Origin of the sequence: Pseudomonas sp. PICF6 (assembly GCF_009831705.1) — a bacterium.
Lineage (GTDB): Bacteria > Pseudomonadota > Gammaproteobacteria > Pseudomonadales > Pseudomonadaceae > Aquipseudomonas > Aquipseudomonas rhizophila.
In genome coordinates, this window is sequence record NZ_WUUD01000022.1 from 159352 (window position 1) to 175399 (window position 16048).

Annotated in this window: 16 protein-coding genes; 6 read left to right on the top strand and 10 right to left on the bottom strand. The window is 61.8% G+C overall.

Annotation, left to right across the window (positions count from 1 at the left end):
- The 7 genes from GSM73_RS15085 to GSM73_RS15115 all read right to left on the bottom strand — a co-directional run.
- The coding region (locus tag GSM73_RS15085) for a DUF4892 domain-containing protein (RefSeq protein ID WP_160893156.1) at positions 1–764 on the bottom strand (764 nt) is incomplete at its 3' end.
- 143 nt (positions 765–907) lie between these two features.
- Positions 908–1759, bottom strand: coding sequence for an alpha/beta hydrolase (locus GSM73_RS15090; protein WP_047230346.1), 852 nt, complete (start codon positions 1757–1759; stop codon positions 908–910).
- The gene (locus GSM73_RS15095) at positions 1756–2550 is read right to left on the bottom strand and encodes an alpha/beta fold hydrolase (RefSeq protein ID WP_047230345.1); all 795 of its coding nucleotides are present in this window, start codon (positions 2548–2550) and stop codon (positions 1756–1758) included. The genes GSM73_RS15090 and GSM73_RS15095 overlap by 4 nt, the downstream gene beginning before the upstream one ends.
- Positions 2551–2824: 274 nt before the next feature.
- Positions 2825–3268 (bottom strand): hotdog fold thioesterase, encoded by a 444-nt coding sequence (locus tag GSM73_RS15100; RefSeq protein WP_047230344.1) that lies wholly within the window; start codon positions 3266–3268, stop codon positions 2825–2827.
- Positions 3269–3322: 54 nt separating this feature from the next.
- The gene (gene sixA / locus GSM73_RS15105; protein WP_047230343.1) at positions 3323–3775 is read right to left on the bottom strand and encodes a phosphohistidine phosphatase SixA; all 453 of its coding nucleotides are present in this window, start codon (positions 3773–3775) and stop codon (positions 3323–3325) included.
- Complete coding sequence (locus GSM73_RS15110) at positions 3772–4119, bottom strand: DUF4389 domain-containing protein (protein ID WP_047230342.1); 348 nt, start codon at positions 4117–4119, stop codon at positions 3772–3774. The genes sixA and GSM73_RS15110 overlap by 4 nt, the downstream gene beginning before the upstream one ends.
- A gap of 30 nt (positions 4120–4149) precedes the next feature.
- Complete coding sequence (locus GSM73_RS15115; protein WP_047230341.1) at positions 4150–5175, bottom strand: NAD(P)H-dependent glycerol-3-phosphate dehydrogenase; 1026 nt, start codon at positions 5173–5175, stop codon at positions 4150–4152.
- A 163-nt stretch (positions 5176–5338) separates the two neighbouring features.
- On the opposite strand from GSM73_RS15115, the gene GSM73_RS15120 reads away from it, so the two are divergent.
- From GSM73_RS15120 to fabB, 5 genes are all read left to right on the top strand, one after another.
- Positions 5339–7498 (top strand): TonB-dependent siderophore receptor, encoded by a 2160-nt coding sequence (locus GSM73_RS15120; RefSeq protein WP_230682659.1) that lies wholly within the window; start codon positions 5339–5341, stop codon positions 7496–7498.
- Complete coding sequence (locus GSM73_RS15125; protein ID WP_047230340.1) at positions 7499–8431, top strand: ABC transporter substrate-binding protein; 933 nt, start codon at positions 7499–7501, stop codon at positions 8429–8431. It begins immediately after the preceding gene.
- On the top strand, positions 8428–10335 hold the full coding sequence (locus tag GSM73_RS15130) for an ATP-binding protein (RefSeq protein ID WP_076383815.1): 1908 nt from the start codon (positions 8428–8430) through the stop codon (positions 10333–10335). The genes GSM73_RS15125 and GSM73_RS15130 overlap by 4 nt, the downstream gene beginning before the upstream one ends.
- Positions 10336–10583: 248 nt before the next feature.
- Positions 10584–11099, top strand: a complete 516-nt coding sequence (gene fabA, locus GSM73_RS15135) for a 3-hydroxyacyl-[acyl-carrier-protein] dehydratase FabA (RefSeq protein ID WP_047230338.1) — start codon at positions 10584–10586, stop codon at positions 11097–11099.
- Between the two features lie 11 nt (positions 11100–11110).
- On the top strand, positions 11111–12331 hold the full coding sequence (fabB, locus tag GSM73_RS15140) for a beta-ketoacyl-ACP synthase I (RefSeq protein ID WP_047230337.1): 1221 nt from the start codon (positions 11111–11113) through the stop codon (positions 12329–12331).
- A 189-nt stretch (positions 12332–12520) separates the two neighbouring features.
- Here the strand turns inward: fabB and GSM73_RS15145 are convergent, their stop codons facing one another.
- Positions 12521–12985, bottom strand: a complete 465-nt coding sequence (locus GSM73_RS15145; RefSeq protein ID WP_047230336.1) for a DUF3859 domain-containing protein — start codon at positions 12983–12985, stop codon at positions 12521–12523.
- 151 nt (positions 12986–13136) lie between these two features.
- Positions 13137–14147: an amidohydrolase family protein gene (locus GSM73_RS15150; protein WP_160893158.1), complete on the bottom strand. Its 1011-nt coding sequence runs from the start codon at positions 14145–14147 to the stop codon at positions 13137–13139.
- Positions 14148–14280: 133 nt separating this feature from the next.
- On the opposite strand from GSM73_RS15150, the gene GSM73_RS15155 reads away from it, so the two are divergent.
- Complete coding sequence (locus tag GSM73_RS15155; protein WP_160893160.1) at positions 14281–15141, top strand: pirin family protein; 861 nt, start codon at positions 14281–14283, stop codon at positions 15139–15141.
- 160 nt (positions 15142–15301) lie between these two features.
- On the opposite strand, the gene GSM73_RS15160 is transcribed toward GSM73_RS15155, so the two are convergent.
- Positions 15302–16030: a dienelactone hydrolase family protein gene (locus GSM73_RS15160; RefSeq protein WP_047230333.1), complete on the bottom strand. Its 729-nt coding sequence runs from the start codon at positions 16028–16030 to the stop codon at positions 15302–15304.
- Positions 16031–16048: the final 18 nt, after the last annotated feature.

Consider the following 16048-nt stretch of genomic DNA (forward strand, 5'->3'; position numbering starts at 1 on the left):
GCGGCCTCCATTCGCGCCGCCCGGACCCCCTGATCGATCAATGCTTGCCGCCAGGCCTCGGCCTGGGGTCCGGCGACAGTGACTCGAAGACCCGTGTCCAGGTTCAGCGCCCGGGATAGCAGGCGCAACCAGGTTTCGTCCGGTTCGCCGACCAGACGCGGCAAGTCCAGCACGCCGGTGTCCTTGAGCTGGCGCAACAGCGTGGCCGATGTGGGCAGCAGGTTCCCCAGCGAGGCGTTTGCCTCGAACTGCTCGACATGCAGGTAAGCCTTACGATTGCCGCGAGTAATGCCATACAGCGCAATCAGTGTGTTATCCGCGGGCGGCGCCAGGCGCAGCAGCAGATAAGACTGACCGTTATCGGCACCATAGAGCTTGGCATTGCCGAACACTTCGTTGGCCCACAGGCTGCTTTCGCCGCAATCACGAGCCTGGCACCAGAACAACAGTTGCGCGTCCTGCTTCTGCAAGGCTTCGCGGGCAGCGGTAAAGGCCTGGATGGCGGAGTGTTCCGGCGGCAGTTCGTAAGTCACCGACGTGGTGTTGCCACGGGCATCGACCTGCCCATCGAAGCGCAACTGGCCGCTGATCTTGCGGATCGAACCCAGGGGATAAATCCGCTCCAGGTCAGTGGTTTGCCGGTAATCGACAATTTGCGCGTCGGGCATGCGGGGCACCCGCTCCAGGTCCCGGCTGCCGGGAACATCGGCGGCAAACGATGCCGGGCTGAAGCAGGCCAGCGTAAGCAAGGCGAGTGAATGAATGGATAATTTCATCGGATCGGCATGGCCTGGGTCTCTGGGGTGAGGCCGGTGTCATCGATGCACTGCGAGGCCGCTAAACAGAGATCTGTCATGGTTGTCTCCCTTTTTCAACCCGCCCAGCCTCGACAGTTGCCAGGCGCAAGTCAAGAAACGGTGAAGAACCGATTGAAACAGTCTGCTACAAGCGCGGCGCCAGCCTCGTCGTTCAGGTGCAAATGATGACCGCCGGGCAACCGTTCATGACTGAAGGGTAGACGCTCCAGCAACTCGGGGTGTCGGGCAAGCATGCCGTCAGCAGCCACCACCAGATGCGCGGGGCAAGCGACCCGCGCCACGAAGGCCATGGCCTGCTCATCGGTCAGGCGAAGCGGCGATGGCAAGGTCAGGCGATTGTCGGTGCGCCAGGTGTACCCTCCCGGCACCGGCATCAGGCCGCGCTGGGCCAGCAATTCGGCGGCTTCGCGACTGACCGCCACCAGGCCTTTCATGCGGGCCTCAATGGCCCGGTCGAGGGTTTTGTAGACCGGTTTTCGTTTTTGTTGCAAATCCAGCTGCGCCTGCAGGGCCATGCCCATGCGCTCGGCGGCGTTGTCGCCTTTGTCCGTGGGAGGGATCACCCCGTCGATCAGCCCCAGGTGCGTGACCCGGTCGGGCAAGGCTCCGGCGAGCACCAGCGAGACGATGGCGCCCATGGAATGCCCCAGCAGGGCGAAACGCGCCAGGCCCAGTTGTTCGGCGACTTGCAGCACATCATGGGCATAGTCCCACAGGGCATAGCCAGCACCGGGTGGGCGATGCCCGGAGTGACCGTGACCGGCCATGTCCAGTGCAATGACCCGCAGGCCCTCAAGCCGTGGAGCCAGCCGGGCGAAGCTGTTCGCATTGTCCAGCCAACCGTGCAAGGCGATGACCGGCCGGCCATCCTCCGGCCCGAACAGGTGGGCCGCCAGTTCAATGTGGGGCAGGCTCAGACGGACTTCTTCAACCCCACTCATAAGCTGCGCCCTTCCCAGCGCTGAAAGAGATCCTTGAGCAACCTGGCCGTGTCCTGCGGACGTTCCAGGGGAAACATGTGGCCGCCGGGCATGCTCAGGGATTCACCATGGGGCATTCGACCCACCGAACGGGTGTGATGGCGCATCACCACGCGACTCTGCCGACCGCGCACCACCGCCAGCGGCACTTTGAGCATACGGGCCCGGCCGGGACTGGTGTGCGGCACGCCGCGGTAAATGCTGATCTCCGTGGCCGGATCGAAGCGCAGCCGCAAGCGGTCGCCGACTTGCTGCAAGCCATGTTGCAGGTAGGCGTCGAAGCATTCCGGGTCAAACCCGCGGAACAGCGTCTTGGCGGAAAAATACTGCCGGGCCGACTCCAGGTCAGCGAACTCTTCACGCCGGCCCAACGTCCGTCCCGCTGGAGTCAGACGATCGATGAACCCCAGGCGCTTGGCGGCCAGGATCACCCACTGATCGGCGCGGGTCAGCACCGGCGAATCGAGCATTACCACGCCACGATATAACTGTGGACAGCGCAATGCGGCATGCAGATGCAGAACGCCACCCAGGGAATGGCCGACGCCCCACACCGGTTCAGGTTGTTGTTCCAGATGATGAATGAGCTCGTCCACCAGGTTGTGCCAGTTATCGTCTGCCGGAAAACGCGGGTCATGGCCGTGCAATTCCAGATGCGCGACCTCGTACTGCGGCGCCAGCGCGGCGAACAGCTTGCCGTAAGTGGCCGAGGGAAAACCATTGGCGTGGGCGAAAAACACCTGTTGCGACATGACAGTGGATCCATGGGGAAACTGGAACCGATTGTCCGCACATCCCGGTGGCGCGGCAATGACCGTAACTGACAGCAATGATGACAGTCGGGCTTGGGCTATGGGGCTATCTAGCTGTAAGCACTGCCCCATGTGGCGAAGGAGACGTGTGGGAGCAAGGCTTGCCCGCGATGCAGGCGCTGGGGTGGATCAGGTGTTGCGCGTCGACACCATCGTGGGCAAGCCTTACTCCCACAGAAGATCCCTCACCGCAGGATTGCGTCCAGCTAGAGCGTCAACGCGCCGGCGGCTGTTCACCCAGCGGCACCACGGCCATGGTCAGGCGCGATACGCAGTTGACTTTGCCTTCGTCGTTGGTCAGGCGGATGTCCCAGACCTGGGTGGTGCGGCCCAGATGGACCATCCGGGCCGTGGCCGTCACCCGACCGCTGCGCACAGCGCGCAAGTGGTTGGCATTGATCTCCAGGCCCACGCAATAGAACTTGCTGGTGTCCACGCACAGATAGGCCGCCATGGACCCGACCGTTTCAGCCAGCACCACCGATGCACCGCCATGCAACAGGCCGAATGGCTGGTGGGTGCGGTGATCGACCACCATGCTGGCGGTCAGGGACTCGTCGTCGAAAGATTCGAAACGAATGTCCAACACTTCACTGATGGTGTTTTTACCGGCGGCGTTCAGTTGCTCGATGTTGGGGGTGGTGCGCCACAGACTCATCGTTGTCCTTCCTTTATGTTTTTTGTTGTGCTCAACCCTGCGACCAGAGACCTCTCAGGGATGCTGAATGCCCTTGAGCTGCATCGCCCCGGCCAGCGGCAGGTCACCCTCCAGCTCGGCCAGGCCAGCCGTTTTAACCTGTTCGGGTTGTTGCAGGTGACCGTGTTGCAGAAAGCCCAGCAGGCTGCCCACCAGCGGGTTATGGCTGACCAGCAGCACGTCGCCCTGATCAACCAGCTGTTCCAGGACTTTTTGCGGGCGGGTTTCCGGCGTGAGCCAATCAACAGTGATCAACTCCGGCGCGAAGCCCAAGGCTTCGCGCACCAGTTGGGCGGTCTGTTGGGCGCGCAGGTACGGGCTGGCATAAATGGCGCTCAGCGGCTGGCCGATCAGCGCGGCGGCACTGCGCAGTGCTTCTTCGCGACCGTGAGCGGTCAGCGCCCGCTCAGGGTCGGGACGGGCACCGTATGGCTCGGCTTCCCCATGACGCAATACCCACAATTTCATAGCTTGGGCTCCTCGTCCCGGACCGGATGCGGAGCCGGCGCCACCACGTGAGGCGCTTCACCTTCCGGCGTGCGCGGGGTGGGCCAGTCAGCGAATGGCCAGGGTTTCTGGTCGCTGTGGAAGGTGCCGAAACGGCCGATCTGCGCCAGGAACTGGCTCAGGCTGTCACCAAAGTTCATCAGGCTGGCACTGGGCGCGCCATAGATCAGCCGATAGATCAGTTGCACCAATACCACCGCGCCCAGGATGAACTGCGCCACCTGCCAGACCAGCAGGTAAATCACCATCCACAACACACGCAGCAGGATGGACTCGTATCGGGCCTGCTCTTTTGGATCGCTCATGGTTTGCTCCCGCTTCTGATCAATAGAGGCTCAGTTGAAGCCACTGGTGGAAATGAAATCGACGTCGGTCTTGGGCTCGCCACGCATCAACAGTTCGATCACCTGCTCCAGCGTGCGCCCTTCGAACAGAATCGCATGCAGCCCCGCGACCAGTGGCATGTAGACCCCGGACTCCTGAGACTTGGCCTTGAGCACCTTGAGCGTATTCACTCCTTCGGCCACTTCACCCAGGCGCGACACAGCCTCGTCCAGGCTCAACCCCTGACCGAGGGCGAAACCGACCTGGTAGTTGCGGCTTTTAGGCGAGGAACAGGTGACGATCAAATCGCCGACCCCGGCCAACCCCAGGAAGGTCATCGGATTGGCACCCTGGCTGACGGCAAAACGGGTCATTTCCGCCAGCGCCCGGGTGATCAGCATGCTTTTGGTGTTCTCCCCCATGCCCAGCGCCACCGCCATGCCGGCGATGATGGCATAGACATTCTTCAGCGCCCCGCCCAGTTCCACACCGAAACGGTCGGCACTGGCGTAGACCCGGAAGGTTCGCCCATGCAGCGCGGCCTGGACCCGCTGGCACAGTTCTTCGTCTTCACTGGCGACTACGGTGGCGGTCAGCGCGTGCTCGGCGATCTCGCGCGCCAGGTTCGGCCCGGAAATCACACCGATTCGAGCCTTTGGGGCGATTTCTTCGAGAATCTCGCTCATCAGCTTGAAGGTCTGGGCTTCGATCCCCTTGGTCAGGCTCACCAGCAATTTGCCGCTCAAGCGTTCGGCATGGGGCGCCAGGACCGAGCGCAGGGCGCTGGACGGCAAGGCGACGAAAAACAGGTCACAGTCCTGCAAGGTGGCCTGCAAGTCAGTCACCGGTTCAACTTCAGGGCGGATCTTGATGCCCTTGAGGTAACGCGGGTTCTCGCGATTGACCCGGATGGCCTCGGCCTGCTCCGGGTCACGCATCCATTGGCGCACCGGGTGGCCGTTCTCGGCCAGCAGATTGGCCACGGCGGTACCGAAACTCCCGCCCCCCAGGACCGCAATCGGGCGCTGTTCAGTCATATGCAATCCGTTCATCCATACCAAGTGGCAATGCCGGCATTATACGGAGCGGCCACACCGCGACCAGCCCCGACTACAATTACCGGCAGTTGTAGGAAGCTGACCATCAATTCCTAGGAAAATGCTGTCAACGTGAATGGAAAAGTCACTCACCTCGGTTAACATGCCGGCCATCCTTTCCCTAATCAAAGGCTGTGCCGTGTTCGTTGGCCCTTCCCGTTCAGGTTCGTCGCTCGTATTGGCGCTGTTCATCAGCCCGCCAGTGCTGGCCGACGACTTGTTCGTCGACAGTCAGCCCCTGCCCCAAGTGTTGACGGCCACGCGCCTGAAACAATCGCCGGCGGCGGTCCCCGGCAGCATGACCGTGCTGGACAGCGAATTGATCAAGGCCAGTGGCGCCCGGGACATCAGCGAACTGCTGCGCCTGGTGCCGGGCATGATGGTCGGCAATATCAGCGGGAACCAGGCCGCCGTGAACTACCACGGCACCAACGCCACCGAAGCGCGGCGCATGCAGGTGCTGATCGATGGCCGTTCGGTGTATCGCGCCGGCCTGGCCACGGTGGACTGGAGCGATATTCCAGTGGCCATGGAAGACATCGAGCGGATCGAAGTTTTCCGCGGCCCCAACACCGTCAGCTACGGCGCCAATGCACTGATGGCGGTGGTCAATATCATCACCCGCGCTCCGGCCGACAGCCACGGCACCCGCCTGAAAATCACCCGAGGCCAGCGTGGCATCAGCGACTGGTACGCCAGCCAGGGCAGCGGTTGGGAGAGCGGTGACCTGCGGCTGTCACTGTCCGGCCAGGAAGACGACGGCTTTGACAGCAACCGCACCGGCGCCGATTACCGCGACAGTCGACGCTTGAACCGTTTCAACCTGTCCGTCAGCCAGACCCTGAACGAACAGCAGAGCATCGACTGGCAACTGAACGCCAAGGACGGGACCAATCAGCGGCCTTATACCTACCGTCCAGTGTTCGCCGGGATTACGGCCGCCGGGGATAACTCCGATGTCGTCGCCAAGGACTACGCCGGTTCGCTGCGCTGGAACCTGGACCTGAACCCCAACCACAGCCTTTATGTACAAGGCTCGCTCCAGCATTGGGATCGCCAGCAGACCTGGCGCGCCTGCGATGCCGAGGTCTCCTTCAGCCCGCAGTTGACCGATCTGTGGTTGCTCAACCCTAACTACGCCGAGAAGCTGGCGCGCAATATTCCCAGCTTCACCGGCACCGGTGCGCCGCCCGGCACCCCGCAAGAACAGGCGCTGGCCAATCAGGTGCTCGATCAATGGCGCAACGGCGCCTCGCAAACCTTGTGCGGCGATATCGACCAGAGCGCCCGTGAGTCGCGCTACGACCTGGAAATCCAGGACACCCTGAGCCTGTCCGACAGCCTGCGACTGGTCACCGGGGCAAACTATCGCTACGACCGGGCCGACTCCGAGACGTACTTCAACGGCACGCTGGACGACACCACTTGGCGCCTGTTCGGCCAACTGGAGTGGCGGGCCAGCGAACATTGGCTGGTACAGGGCGGTGCGATGTTCGAAGACACCCACCTGACCGGCAGCTCGCTGACGCCGCGGGTGGCGGTCAACTACCTGATCACACCACGCCATGGCCTGCGGGCGGTGTACTCCGAGGCGGTGCGCTCGCCGGACATGTTCGAGAACAATGTCAATTGGAGTTATCAGGTCACCAACCTCAAGCCCACCGCCTTCGGCCAGAGCAGTGCCCGTTATTTTGTCCAGACCCGAGGGCCGGGAAACCTGGACCAGGAGCACATGCGCTCCCGGGAACTGGGCTACAACGGTTATTTCATGAACCTGGGGCTGAGCGTCGATGTGAAGCTGTTCCATGACGAAATCACCGGCATGATCAGCGAACCCCTGCGCAACAATCAGTACATTGCCAGCAACGCCAATGAATCACAGTTTTCCGGGGCCGAAACCCAGTTCGACTGGCGCATCACCAGCGCCGACCGCCTGCGCCTGACCTATGCCTACGTCGATGCGCTGGCCAGCAATGCCCTCGACGAACAGCCGACCGCCCGCAATAGCGGTTCGGCCGGCTGGCTGCGGGACTGGGGCCGAGGCTGGAACAGTGCGGTGTTCTATTATGGCGCGGACGACCTTAACGGCTATCGCTTTGAACGAGTCGACACCCGCCTGGCCAAACGCATTTCTTTGGGCAAGGCCAACCTGGAACTGGCGGGCATCCTGCAGCAGCGTCTCGACAACCAGCCCACTACGTTTGTCGACAACCACTACGACTCCCGTCACGTCCTGTATTTCACTGCGGAGTTGTCGTTCTAGATGTTCCGGGGTCAATCGCGCAAGACGCCCTTTCGTGGCCGCCTGCCGCTGGCGCTGTGCCTGGTGTTTGCAGGCTGGCTGGCAACGATCGAGGCCCGCGCCGCCGACATTCTATTGACCGGTGCCCATAACAGCCCTGGCGCTCAGTCATTCACCCAGGCCCTGAAGGCCCTGCGCCCCGAGGACAACGTCAGGTTTACTCCGCTGGCCAGCCTGCCGGCGCCCGGCAAACTGCCCCGCAATGTCCGCCTGATCTTGCTTGACCTGCCCAGCCTTGACTGGCGCCTGCAGGAAACCCACGGGCCCGCCACCCTGGTACTGCGAATCAGCCGCCAACAAGCCAGGGACCGCCTGGGCGAGACAACGCCCGATCACCTGAGCCTGTTGTGGAGCGATCCGCCGCTGACGCGGCAATTGCGCCTGATTAGCGCGATCCTTCCGCAAATGCGCAGGGTCGGCGTGCTGTTCGACGGGCACAGCGAGTTCCTGCTCAAGGAAATCCGCCAGGCAGCGACGCCGTTGGGGCTGGAGATCGTGAGTGAACGCTGGGACGACACCAGTGACAGTCGCCCTCTGCAAAAGCTGTTGGGCCGCAGCGATGTGCTGCTGGGGCTCGACGACCCCGATCTGTACAACCCCAAGACGGTAAAGAATCTGTTGCTCAGCAGCTACGCCCGGCAACGTGCGCTGATCGGGCCCAACGCCGCTTTCGTCAAGGCCGGCAGCCTGGCCAGCACCTACAGCGACCAGGAGGACTGGCTGGCAATTCTCGACGATTTGCTGGACCGCCCCGCCGCCACCTGGCCCCGCACCCTGTATCCGGCCCGCTTCAAAGTCCTGAGCAACCAGCAGGTCGCCCGCTCACTGGGGATCGAGCCGATTGACGCCGAATCCGTCGCTGCACAGCTGGCCGAAGGAGAACAACGCCCATGACCTTGCGTCGCCGCTGGGACATCAATACCCGCACCCAGCTTATCGCCCTCGGCCCGGCCTTGCTGCTGACGGTGCTGTTGATCAGCTTCTTTACCTTCGTGCGAATCCAGGACCTGCGCCAGGAACTCAACCACACCGGGCAGTTGATCGCCAACCAACTGGCCCCGGCCACGGAGTATGGGGTGATATCGGGCAATAACGAGGTGCTGGAAAATCTGCTCACTGCCACCCTGGCCACGCCTCATGTGCGTTTTCTGGAGGTGCAAGACAGCACGGACCGGGTTGTGGTGTATGTCGAGCAGCCCGCGCAAGGCCGCAAGCATTCCCAGCAGATCGAAGTTTTCCAGGCGCCGGTTCGCCTGCAGCGCATTGCCTTGAACAATGATTTCCTGCAAGGCAACAGCATGACCATCGAGGCGCCCGATGAGGATTACCTGGGCCGGGTGATCGTCGGCATGTCCAGTGACGCCTTCAGCCAGCGGCAGCAGGAAATCCTCCTCAAGGCCGCGATCCTGGCGCTGTTCGCCCTGCTGTTCACCTTCCTGGTGGCGCGTCGCCTGGCGTCCAACCTGTCCCGGCCGATCCGCGACATCGGCAACGCAGTCATGGCGATCCAGCAAGGCGACTACGGCACGCCGCTGCCCATCGTCGACGATGCCGAACTGGGGGCCTTGTCGCGGCATATCAACAATCTGGCCGACGGTCTCGAGCAAGCCAGCCGTGAACAGCACCAGGCCATGGCGCAGTTGATCAAAACCCGGGAAGAAGCGGAGAAGGCCAACAGCGCCAAGTCCGAATTCCTGGCGATGATGAGCCATGAACTGCGCACCCCCATGAACGGTGTACTGGGCATGCTGCAACTGCTGGAAACCACCGAAATGACGGAGGAGCAATTCGAGTACACGGCGCTGGCCAGCGAATCCACCGAGCACCTGCTGAAAGTCATCAACGACATTCTCGACTTCTCGCGCATCGAACGCTCGGCCCTGGAGCTGGAACACATCCCGTTCAATCTGGCGGAGCTGGTCGCCAGTTGCGCCCAGTCGTTCCAGCACAGCGCCGCGCAACGCAAGCTGGGCCTGGACCTGCTGATCCCTGATGACATGCAGCCCTTGCAGGTGCAAGGCGACCCGACGCGGATCCGGCAGATCCTGGTCAACCTGATCGGCAATGCCCTGAAATTCACCGAACAAGGCCGCGTCACCGTGCAATGCCAGTGGCAGGCACTGGATCACGAACTCCTGTGGTTTACCTGCACGGTGCGCGACAGTGGCATCGGGATCGCGACCGAAAGCCTGGAGCGCATGTTCGATGCCTTCCAGCAAGCCGACAGTTCGATTTCCCGGCGCTACGGTGGCACCGGCCTGGGGCTGCCGATTGCCCGCACCCTGGCTGAGCGCATGGGGGGCACATTGCGCGCCCAGAGCGAAGAAGGCCAGGGGTCGGTGTTTACCCTGGAGATCCCTCTGGCCCTGTCGAAAAAGGCACCGATAGCCCTGGCGCCAAAGCTCCCCGACGGCATCGGCAGCGGTCATGGCGAGGGCCGCAACGTGCTGCTGGTAGAAGACAATCCGGTGAACCAGACCGTGATCGAAGCCATGCTGCGCAGCCTGGGCTTCACCGTCAGCATCGCCGCCGACGGCGCCCAAGCCATCCGCAGTGCCGAAAGTCTGATTTTCGAGGCGATTCTGATGGATTGCCGGTTGCCCATCATCGATGGCTACGAAGCCACGCGACAGATCCGCCAGTTACCCGGCTGCGGCGAGGTGCCCATCATCGCTCTGACGGCCAATGCGCTACAGGGCGATCGCGAAGCCTGTCTCGCGGCGGGCATGAACGATTACCTGGCCAAACCGTTCAAAAGAGCTGACCTGCAGCAAATTCTGCAGCGCTGGGTGCGTTAGTGCAGGCGTTTCGACCATCTGCGACTGGCGTGAAAGGCGAAAGTGCGGCAGTCTTAACCACCCGAACAAGTCCCGATTGGGGCTTGAATAAAAATTTCAGTGCACAGGTGTACATTCATTTCCCGTGTGCTGTGACTTTCACTACAACGCAATAGTCTATGAGTAGGCTGTCGATTCGAGGCATGAACGCTTCGATCGGCCGGGAAGATTTGCCCCACCCTGCCGCATGGGACTATTGAGGAGCTCGCATGACCAAACAAAACGCCTTTACTCGGGAAGACCTGCTGCGCTGCAGTCGCGGTGAGCTGTTCGGCCCAGGTAACGCGCAACTGCCCGCCCCGAACATGCTGATGGTGGATCGCATCACCCATATCAGCGAAGAGGGTGGCAAGTACGGCAAAGGTGAATTGGTCGCCGAGCTGGACATCACTCCTGACCTGTGGTTTTTCGCCTGCCACTTCGAAGGTGATCCGGTGATGCCGGGCTGCCTGGGCCTGGATGCCATGTGGCAATTGGTCGGTTTCTTCCTCGGCTGGCAAGGCCTGCCAGGCCGCGGTCGCGCCCTGGGTTCGGGCGAAGTGAAGTTCTTCGGTCAGGTTCTGCCGAGCGCGAAGAAGATTACCTATAACATTCATATCAAACGCGTCCTCAAGGGCAAGCTGAACATGGCCATTGCCGATGGTTCAGTGGCTGTGGATGGTCGCGAGATCTACACCGCCGAAGGCCTTCGGGTCGGCGTTTTCACCTCCACTGACAACTTCTAAGGGTTATCCGCATGCGCCGCGTCGTTATCACTGGTCTGGGCATCGTTTCGTGCCTGGGCAATGACAAAGAGACCGTCTCCGCTAACCTGCGTGCAAGTCGCCCTGGCATCCGGTTCAATCCGGAATATGCCGAAATGGGTCTGCGTAGCCAGGTTTCCGGCTCCATTGACCTTCCCCTCGAAGAGCTGATCGATCGCAAGATCTACCGTTTCGTCGGCCATGCGGCGGCTTACGCCTACCTGGCCATGAAGGACGCCATCGCTGACTCCGGCCTGACCGAAGAGCAGGTGTCCAACCCGCGCACCGGCCTGATCGCCGGTTCCGGTGGTGCCTCGACCTTGAACCAGATGGAAGCGCTGGACATCCTGCGCGAAAAAGGCGTCAAGCGCGTCGGCCCGTACCGCGTCACTCGGACCATGAGCAGCACCGTTTCCGCCTGCCTGGCCACGCCGTTCAAGATCAAGGGCCTGAACTACTCCATCGCCTCTGCCTGCGCCACCAGTGCGCACTGCATCGGCAACGCCATGGAGCAAATCCAGATGGGCAAGCAGGACGTCGTGTTCGCCGGCGGTGGTGAAGAAGAACACTGGAGCCAGTCGTTCCTGTTCGACGCCATGGGCGCCCTGTCCAGCAAGCGCAACGACACCCCGGAAAAAGCTTCCCGCGCCTACGATGCCGACCGTGACGGCTTCGTCATCGCTGGCGGCGGCGGCATGGTGGTGGTCGAGGAGCTGGAACACGCTCTGGCCCGTGGCGCGAAAATCTACGCGGAAATCGTCGGCTACGGCGCCACTTCCGATGGCTATGACATGGTCGCCCCAAGCGGCGAAGGCGCCATCCGCTGCATGCAGATGGCCATGTCCACCGTCGACACGCCCATCGACTACCTGAACACCCACGGCACTTCGACCCCGGTCGGTGACGTCGCGGAAATGAAAGGCGTGCGCGAAGTGTTCGGTGCCAACGCCCCGGCCATCAGCTCCACCAAGAGCCTGTCGGGTCACTCCCTGGGCGCCGCAGGCGTTCACGAAGCGATCTACTGCATGTTGATGATGGAAGGCAACTTCATCGCCGGCTCGGCCAACATCGACGAACTGGACCCGGAAGTGGCCGACCTGCCGATCCTGACCAAGACTCGCGAAGACGCCAAGATCGACACCGTGATGAGCAACAGCTTCGGCTTCGGCGGCACCAACGCCACGCTGGTATTGAAGCGCTGGCAGGGCAAGTAAGCCCCGCCGCAACGCCACACACAAAAACGCCCCGACTGGTTCGGGGCGTTTTTTTTTGGCTACTCTGTACACCACATTCCCTGTGGATAATTCCCTTGTGGGAGCGAGCCTGCTCGCGATGAGGCCCTGACATTCAACATCTATGTTGGCTGACAGATTGCTATCGCGAGCAGGCTCGCTCTCACAGATTCAGCGCACGACAAACCGTTGCTGCGCCAGCAATCGATCGCCCTGGAACACCATGAACCGCCACTCCCCCGGCACCACTTCGTGGCTTTCGGTGAACTCGTAGGCCATCACATCCTGCGGTGCACCGGGCACCAGTTTCTGGGTGACTTCGAATTTATCGTGGCGCACGCCATCGGGGGTGCGAATGCCTGGGGTGAAATACAACAGGGTCAATGGCTGGTCGTCAGCCACCTTGTCCGCCAAGCGGTAGCGCAGACCGAACTTGGTGCCCAGCTTGGCCGGTACACTTTCAGTCTGCCGGATCTGCTCGTTGCTGCGGCGCAGAACCCGCTCCCCTGATTGCAGTTCGGCTTGGGGCCCTTCGAAGATACCGTACTCCACCGGGCCTTCGACACGGACTTCCGCCTGGGCCAGGCCGCAGACCGACAACAGCGCGACCAGTGCGCTTGAACGGGTGAGGTGCATAGTGCGCTCCTTGATTGTGATGAGCGCGAGGGTATGACGCGGCGGTGACAGGCTGATGACAAGGCGATGGTCACCTTGTGCACTGAGAGCTTCTGTGGGAGCAAAGCTTGCTCGCGCTGCAGGCGCCCTCAATTGCGAAATTGCAATACCTTCATCGCGGGCAAGCCTTGCTCCCACACAACACCGCCAGGAAATTATCCCGAGCTACGTTCCTCGCCACCTCTTCCGGCAACGCATCCAGGAACGGATCGAAGCTGCGTAATTCCTTACCGACATTGTCGAAACGCCCCACTACATCCGACCCCAACATAAAACGCTCCGGGAAGCGCTCCACCAGCTTGAGCCACGCCTCGCGGGGTTTGCCCGCCTCGTCCAGCAGGTAAGGCGTGAGCACGCTCCAGGACAGGTCGATGTACAGGTTCGGATAGGTCTCCAGCATCCGGGTCAGTGTCGGCAACAGAAAATCCAGCCGCGTCTGGTGACGATGGATCTCCATGCTGGTGCCGGCATGCGCCCAAATGAACCGCGTGTGAGGATGGTTGCGCAACGGCTCTTCAATTTCCGGCAAATACAGCGCGTTTTTCTCACGCTTGGAGGTGATGTTGGAGTGCAGCAGCACCGGCAGATCGTTCTCCGCCGCCAGGTGATAGATCCGCGTCATGGCCTCGTTGTTGGCCCGCGGGGTGTCCCCCGACGTCAGTGCCGTCAGGTCGTCATGGCGGGTGAACACCTCACCAATGCCTTGCCACAAACCCGGATACAGATCGAGCATGCGCTGGATGTGCATGGCGGAGTTTTTGTCGTTGGGGTTGAAACCGGACAAAAAAGGATGAAAGTGCTGGCGTTGTTCAGCGGTCAACTTGCTCACCGCCGCCGCGACAATTACATCGGTGGCGCTGTACCAATAGGCGTCCGCATCGTCACCGGCGTAGTAACGCGGGCGCTTGGGCTCATCCTCATGCCATTTCTTGGCCACCGGTATGCCTGAAATCATCACATGCTCGATGCGATTGTCGGCCATCGCCTTCAGTAACTCGGGCATGCCGGCGGTTTCCTGAAAGAAATCGACGTAATGCAGGTGTGCATCGCTGTAGGCATATTCGCGGGCCATGACGCCACTGCTCGAAACGGCCAGCAGCCAGGCGAAGATCAGACGGGTCATGGGCACGGGCGGACTCCAGAAAGTTATGAACAGGATAGACCCCGACCGTCGCGTCCGGGTTCACGGCGCATGTGCCGTCAGTTGTCACGGCGGGTTATGCTTTGCCCATCCGTTGCTCAACCTGGAAGACATCATGATCACGCCCCTGACCATTCGCCCACGCGCAGAAGATGTGGAAGGCCAGCCGATTCTTCGCCCGCTGCCGTCCGCCAAGTGTCGCAGCGTCGGACCGTTCGTTTTTTTCGACCACATGCTGCAAACCTCCTACAAAGCCGGTCAAGGCATGAACATTCGTCAGCATCCCCATATCGGGTTGTCGACCCTCACCTATCTGTTCGAAGGGCAGCTCCAGCACAAGGACAGCCTTGGCTCCGATCAAGTGGTGGACGCCGGGGACGTCAGCTGGATGACCGCGGGCAGCGCCATCGCCCATGTCGAGCGCACGCCCGAATCACTGCTGGGCAGCGACTTCGTCATGCACGGCTTGCAAGTCTGGTTGGCCTCGCCCCAATCCCACGAACAGGGGCCTGGACACTACAGCCATCATCCGGCGCACACCCTGCCGGTCAGCGATAACCTGGGGGTAAAGATCCGGATGATCGCCGGGTCGGGTTTTTGCCTGGAATCACCGGTGCCGACGCTGTCCCCGACCCTGTACGCCGAACTGAACCTGCAAACCGCAACGACCCTGCTGATTCCCACCGAGCATGAAGAGCGGGCACTGTATGTGCTCAGCGGCGAGGCGCAGCTGGACGGTGAACCGCTGGAGCGCCACTCGTTGGTGGTGCTCCCGGCCGGGGAACAAATGACACTGTTCGCCGACAGCGACTGCCATGCGGTGCTGTTCGGCGGCGCGCCGCTGGATGGGCCACGTCGGATCAACTGGAATTTCGTCTCCAGCGATCCGGCGCGAATAGACGAAGCCCGCCGGCGTTGGGCGGCCGGGGACTGGCCGACCGTGCCGGGGGAAAGTGAGCGGATCGAATTGCCCTGAATTCAGCGGTGTCTGACAGGCCGCCATCGCGAGCAGGCTCGCTCCCACACTGGACCGTTGCCATTCGCAAATGGCGCGAACACCTCGGTCAAATGTGGGAGCGAGCCTGCTCGCGATAGCAGTCTGGCAGGCGACAGCCTATTCAGCACCAGGCCCAATCTCAGCCCCTGAGCACTTCATCCAGCAAATTATGCATCGACCGGAACGCCCGTGCGGCAACCTTGGCGTCGTACATCATCTTGCCCGGGACATTGGCCTGTGGATCGGTGAACGAATGCACCGCACCACCGTAGCTCAGCAGTTGCCAATCCACCCCGGCGGCGTTCATTTCGTCTTCGAAAGCCGGCAGTTGCTCCTTGGGCACCAATGGGTCCGAGGCGCCATGCATGACCAGCACCGCCCCCTTGATGTTCTGCGCATCCGCCGGATTGGGTGTGTCCAGGGTGCCATGGAACGAAATAGCGGCCTTCAACGGTGCGCCTGTGCGTGCTAGCTCCAGGGAGCAGCAGCCGCCGAAGCAGAAACCGAACGTAGCAAGTCTCGACGCATCGACCTGCGCCTCACCCTGACTTTGCAGTTGCTCGAATGCCGCCTGCATGCGCTTGCGCAACAAGGCACGATCATTCTTGAGCGGCATCATCGCAGCCCCGGCTTCATCGGCATTGGTCGGGCGCACGTCCTGGCCGTAAAGATCGGCGATCAACACAACATAGCCGTTGGCCGCCACTGACCTGGCGATTTCCTCGGCCCCCGCCCCTACGCCCATCCAATTGGGCGCCATCAGCAAACCCGGGCGCGAGCCCTGCTGGCTAACGTCGAAGGCCAGGCGGCCCTCATAGGTTCGACCATCGATCTGATACTCCAGCGAACTAACCGTAACCTGACTCATGACGGACTCCTCTTGAAA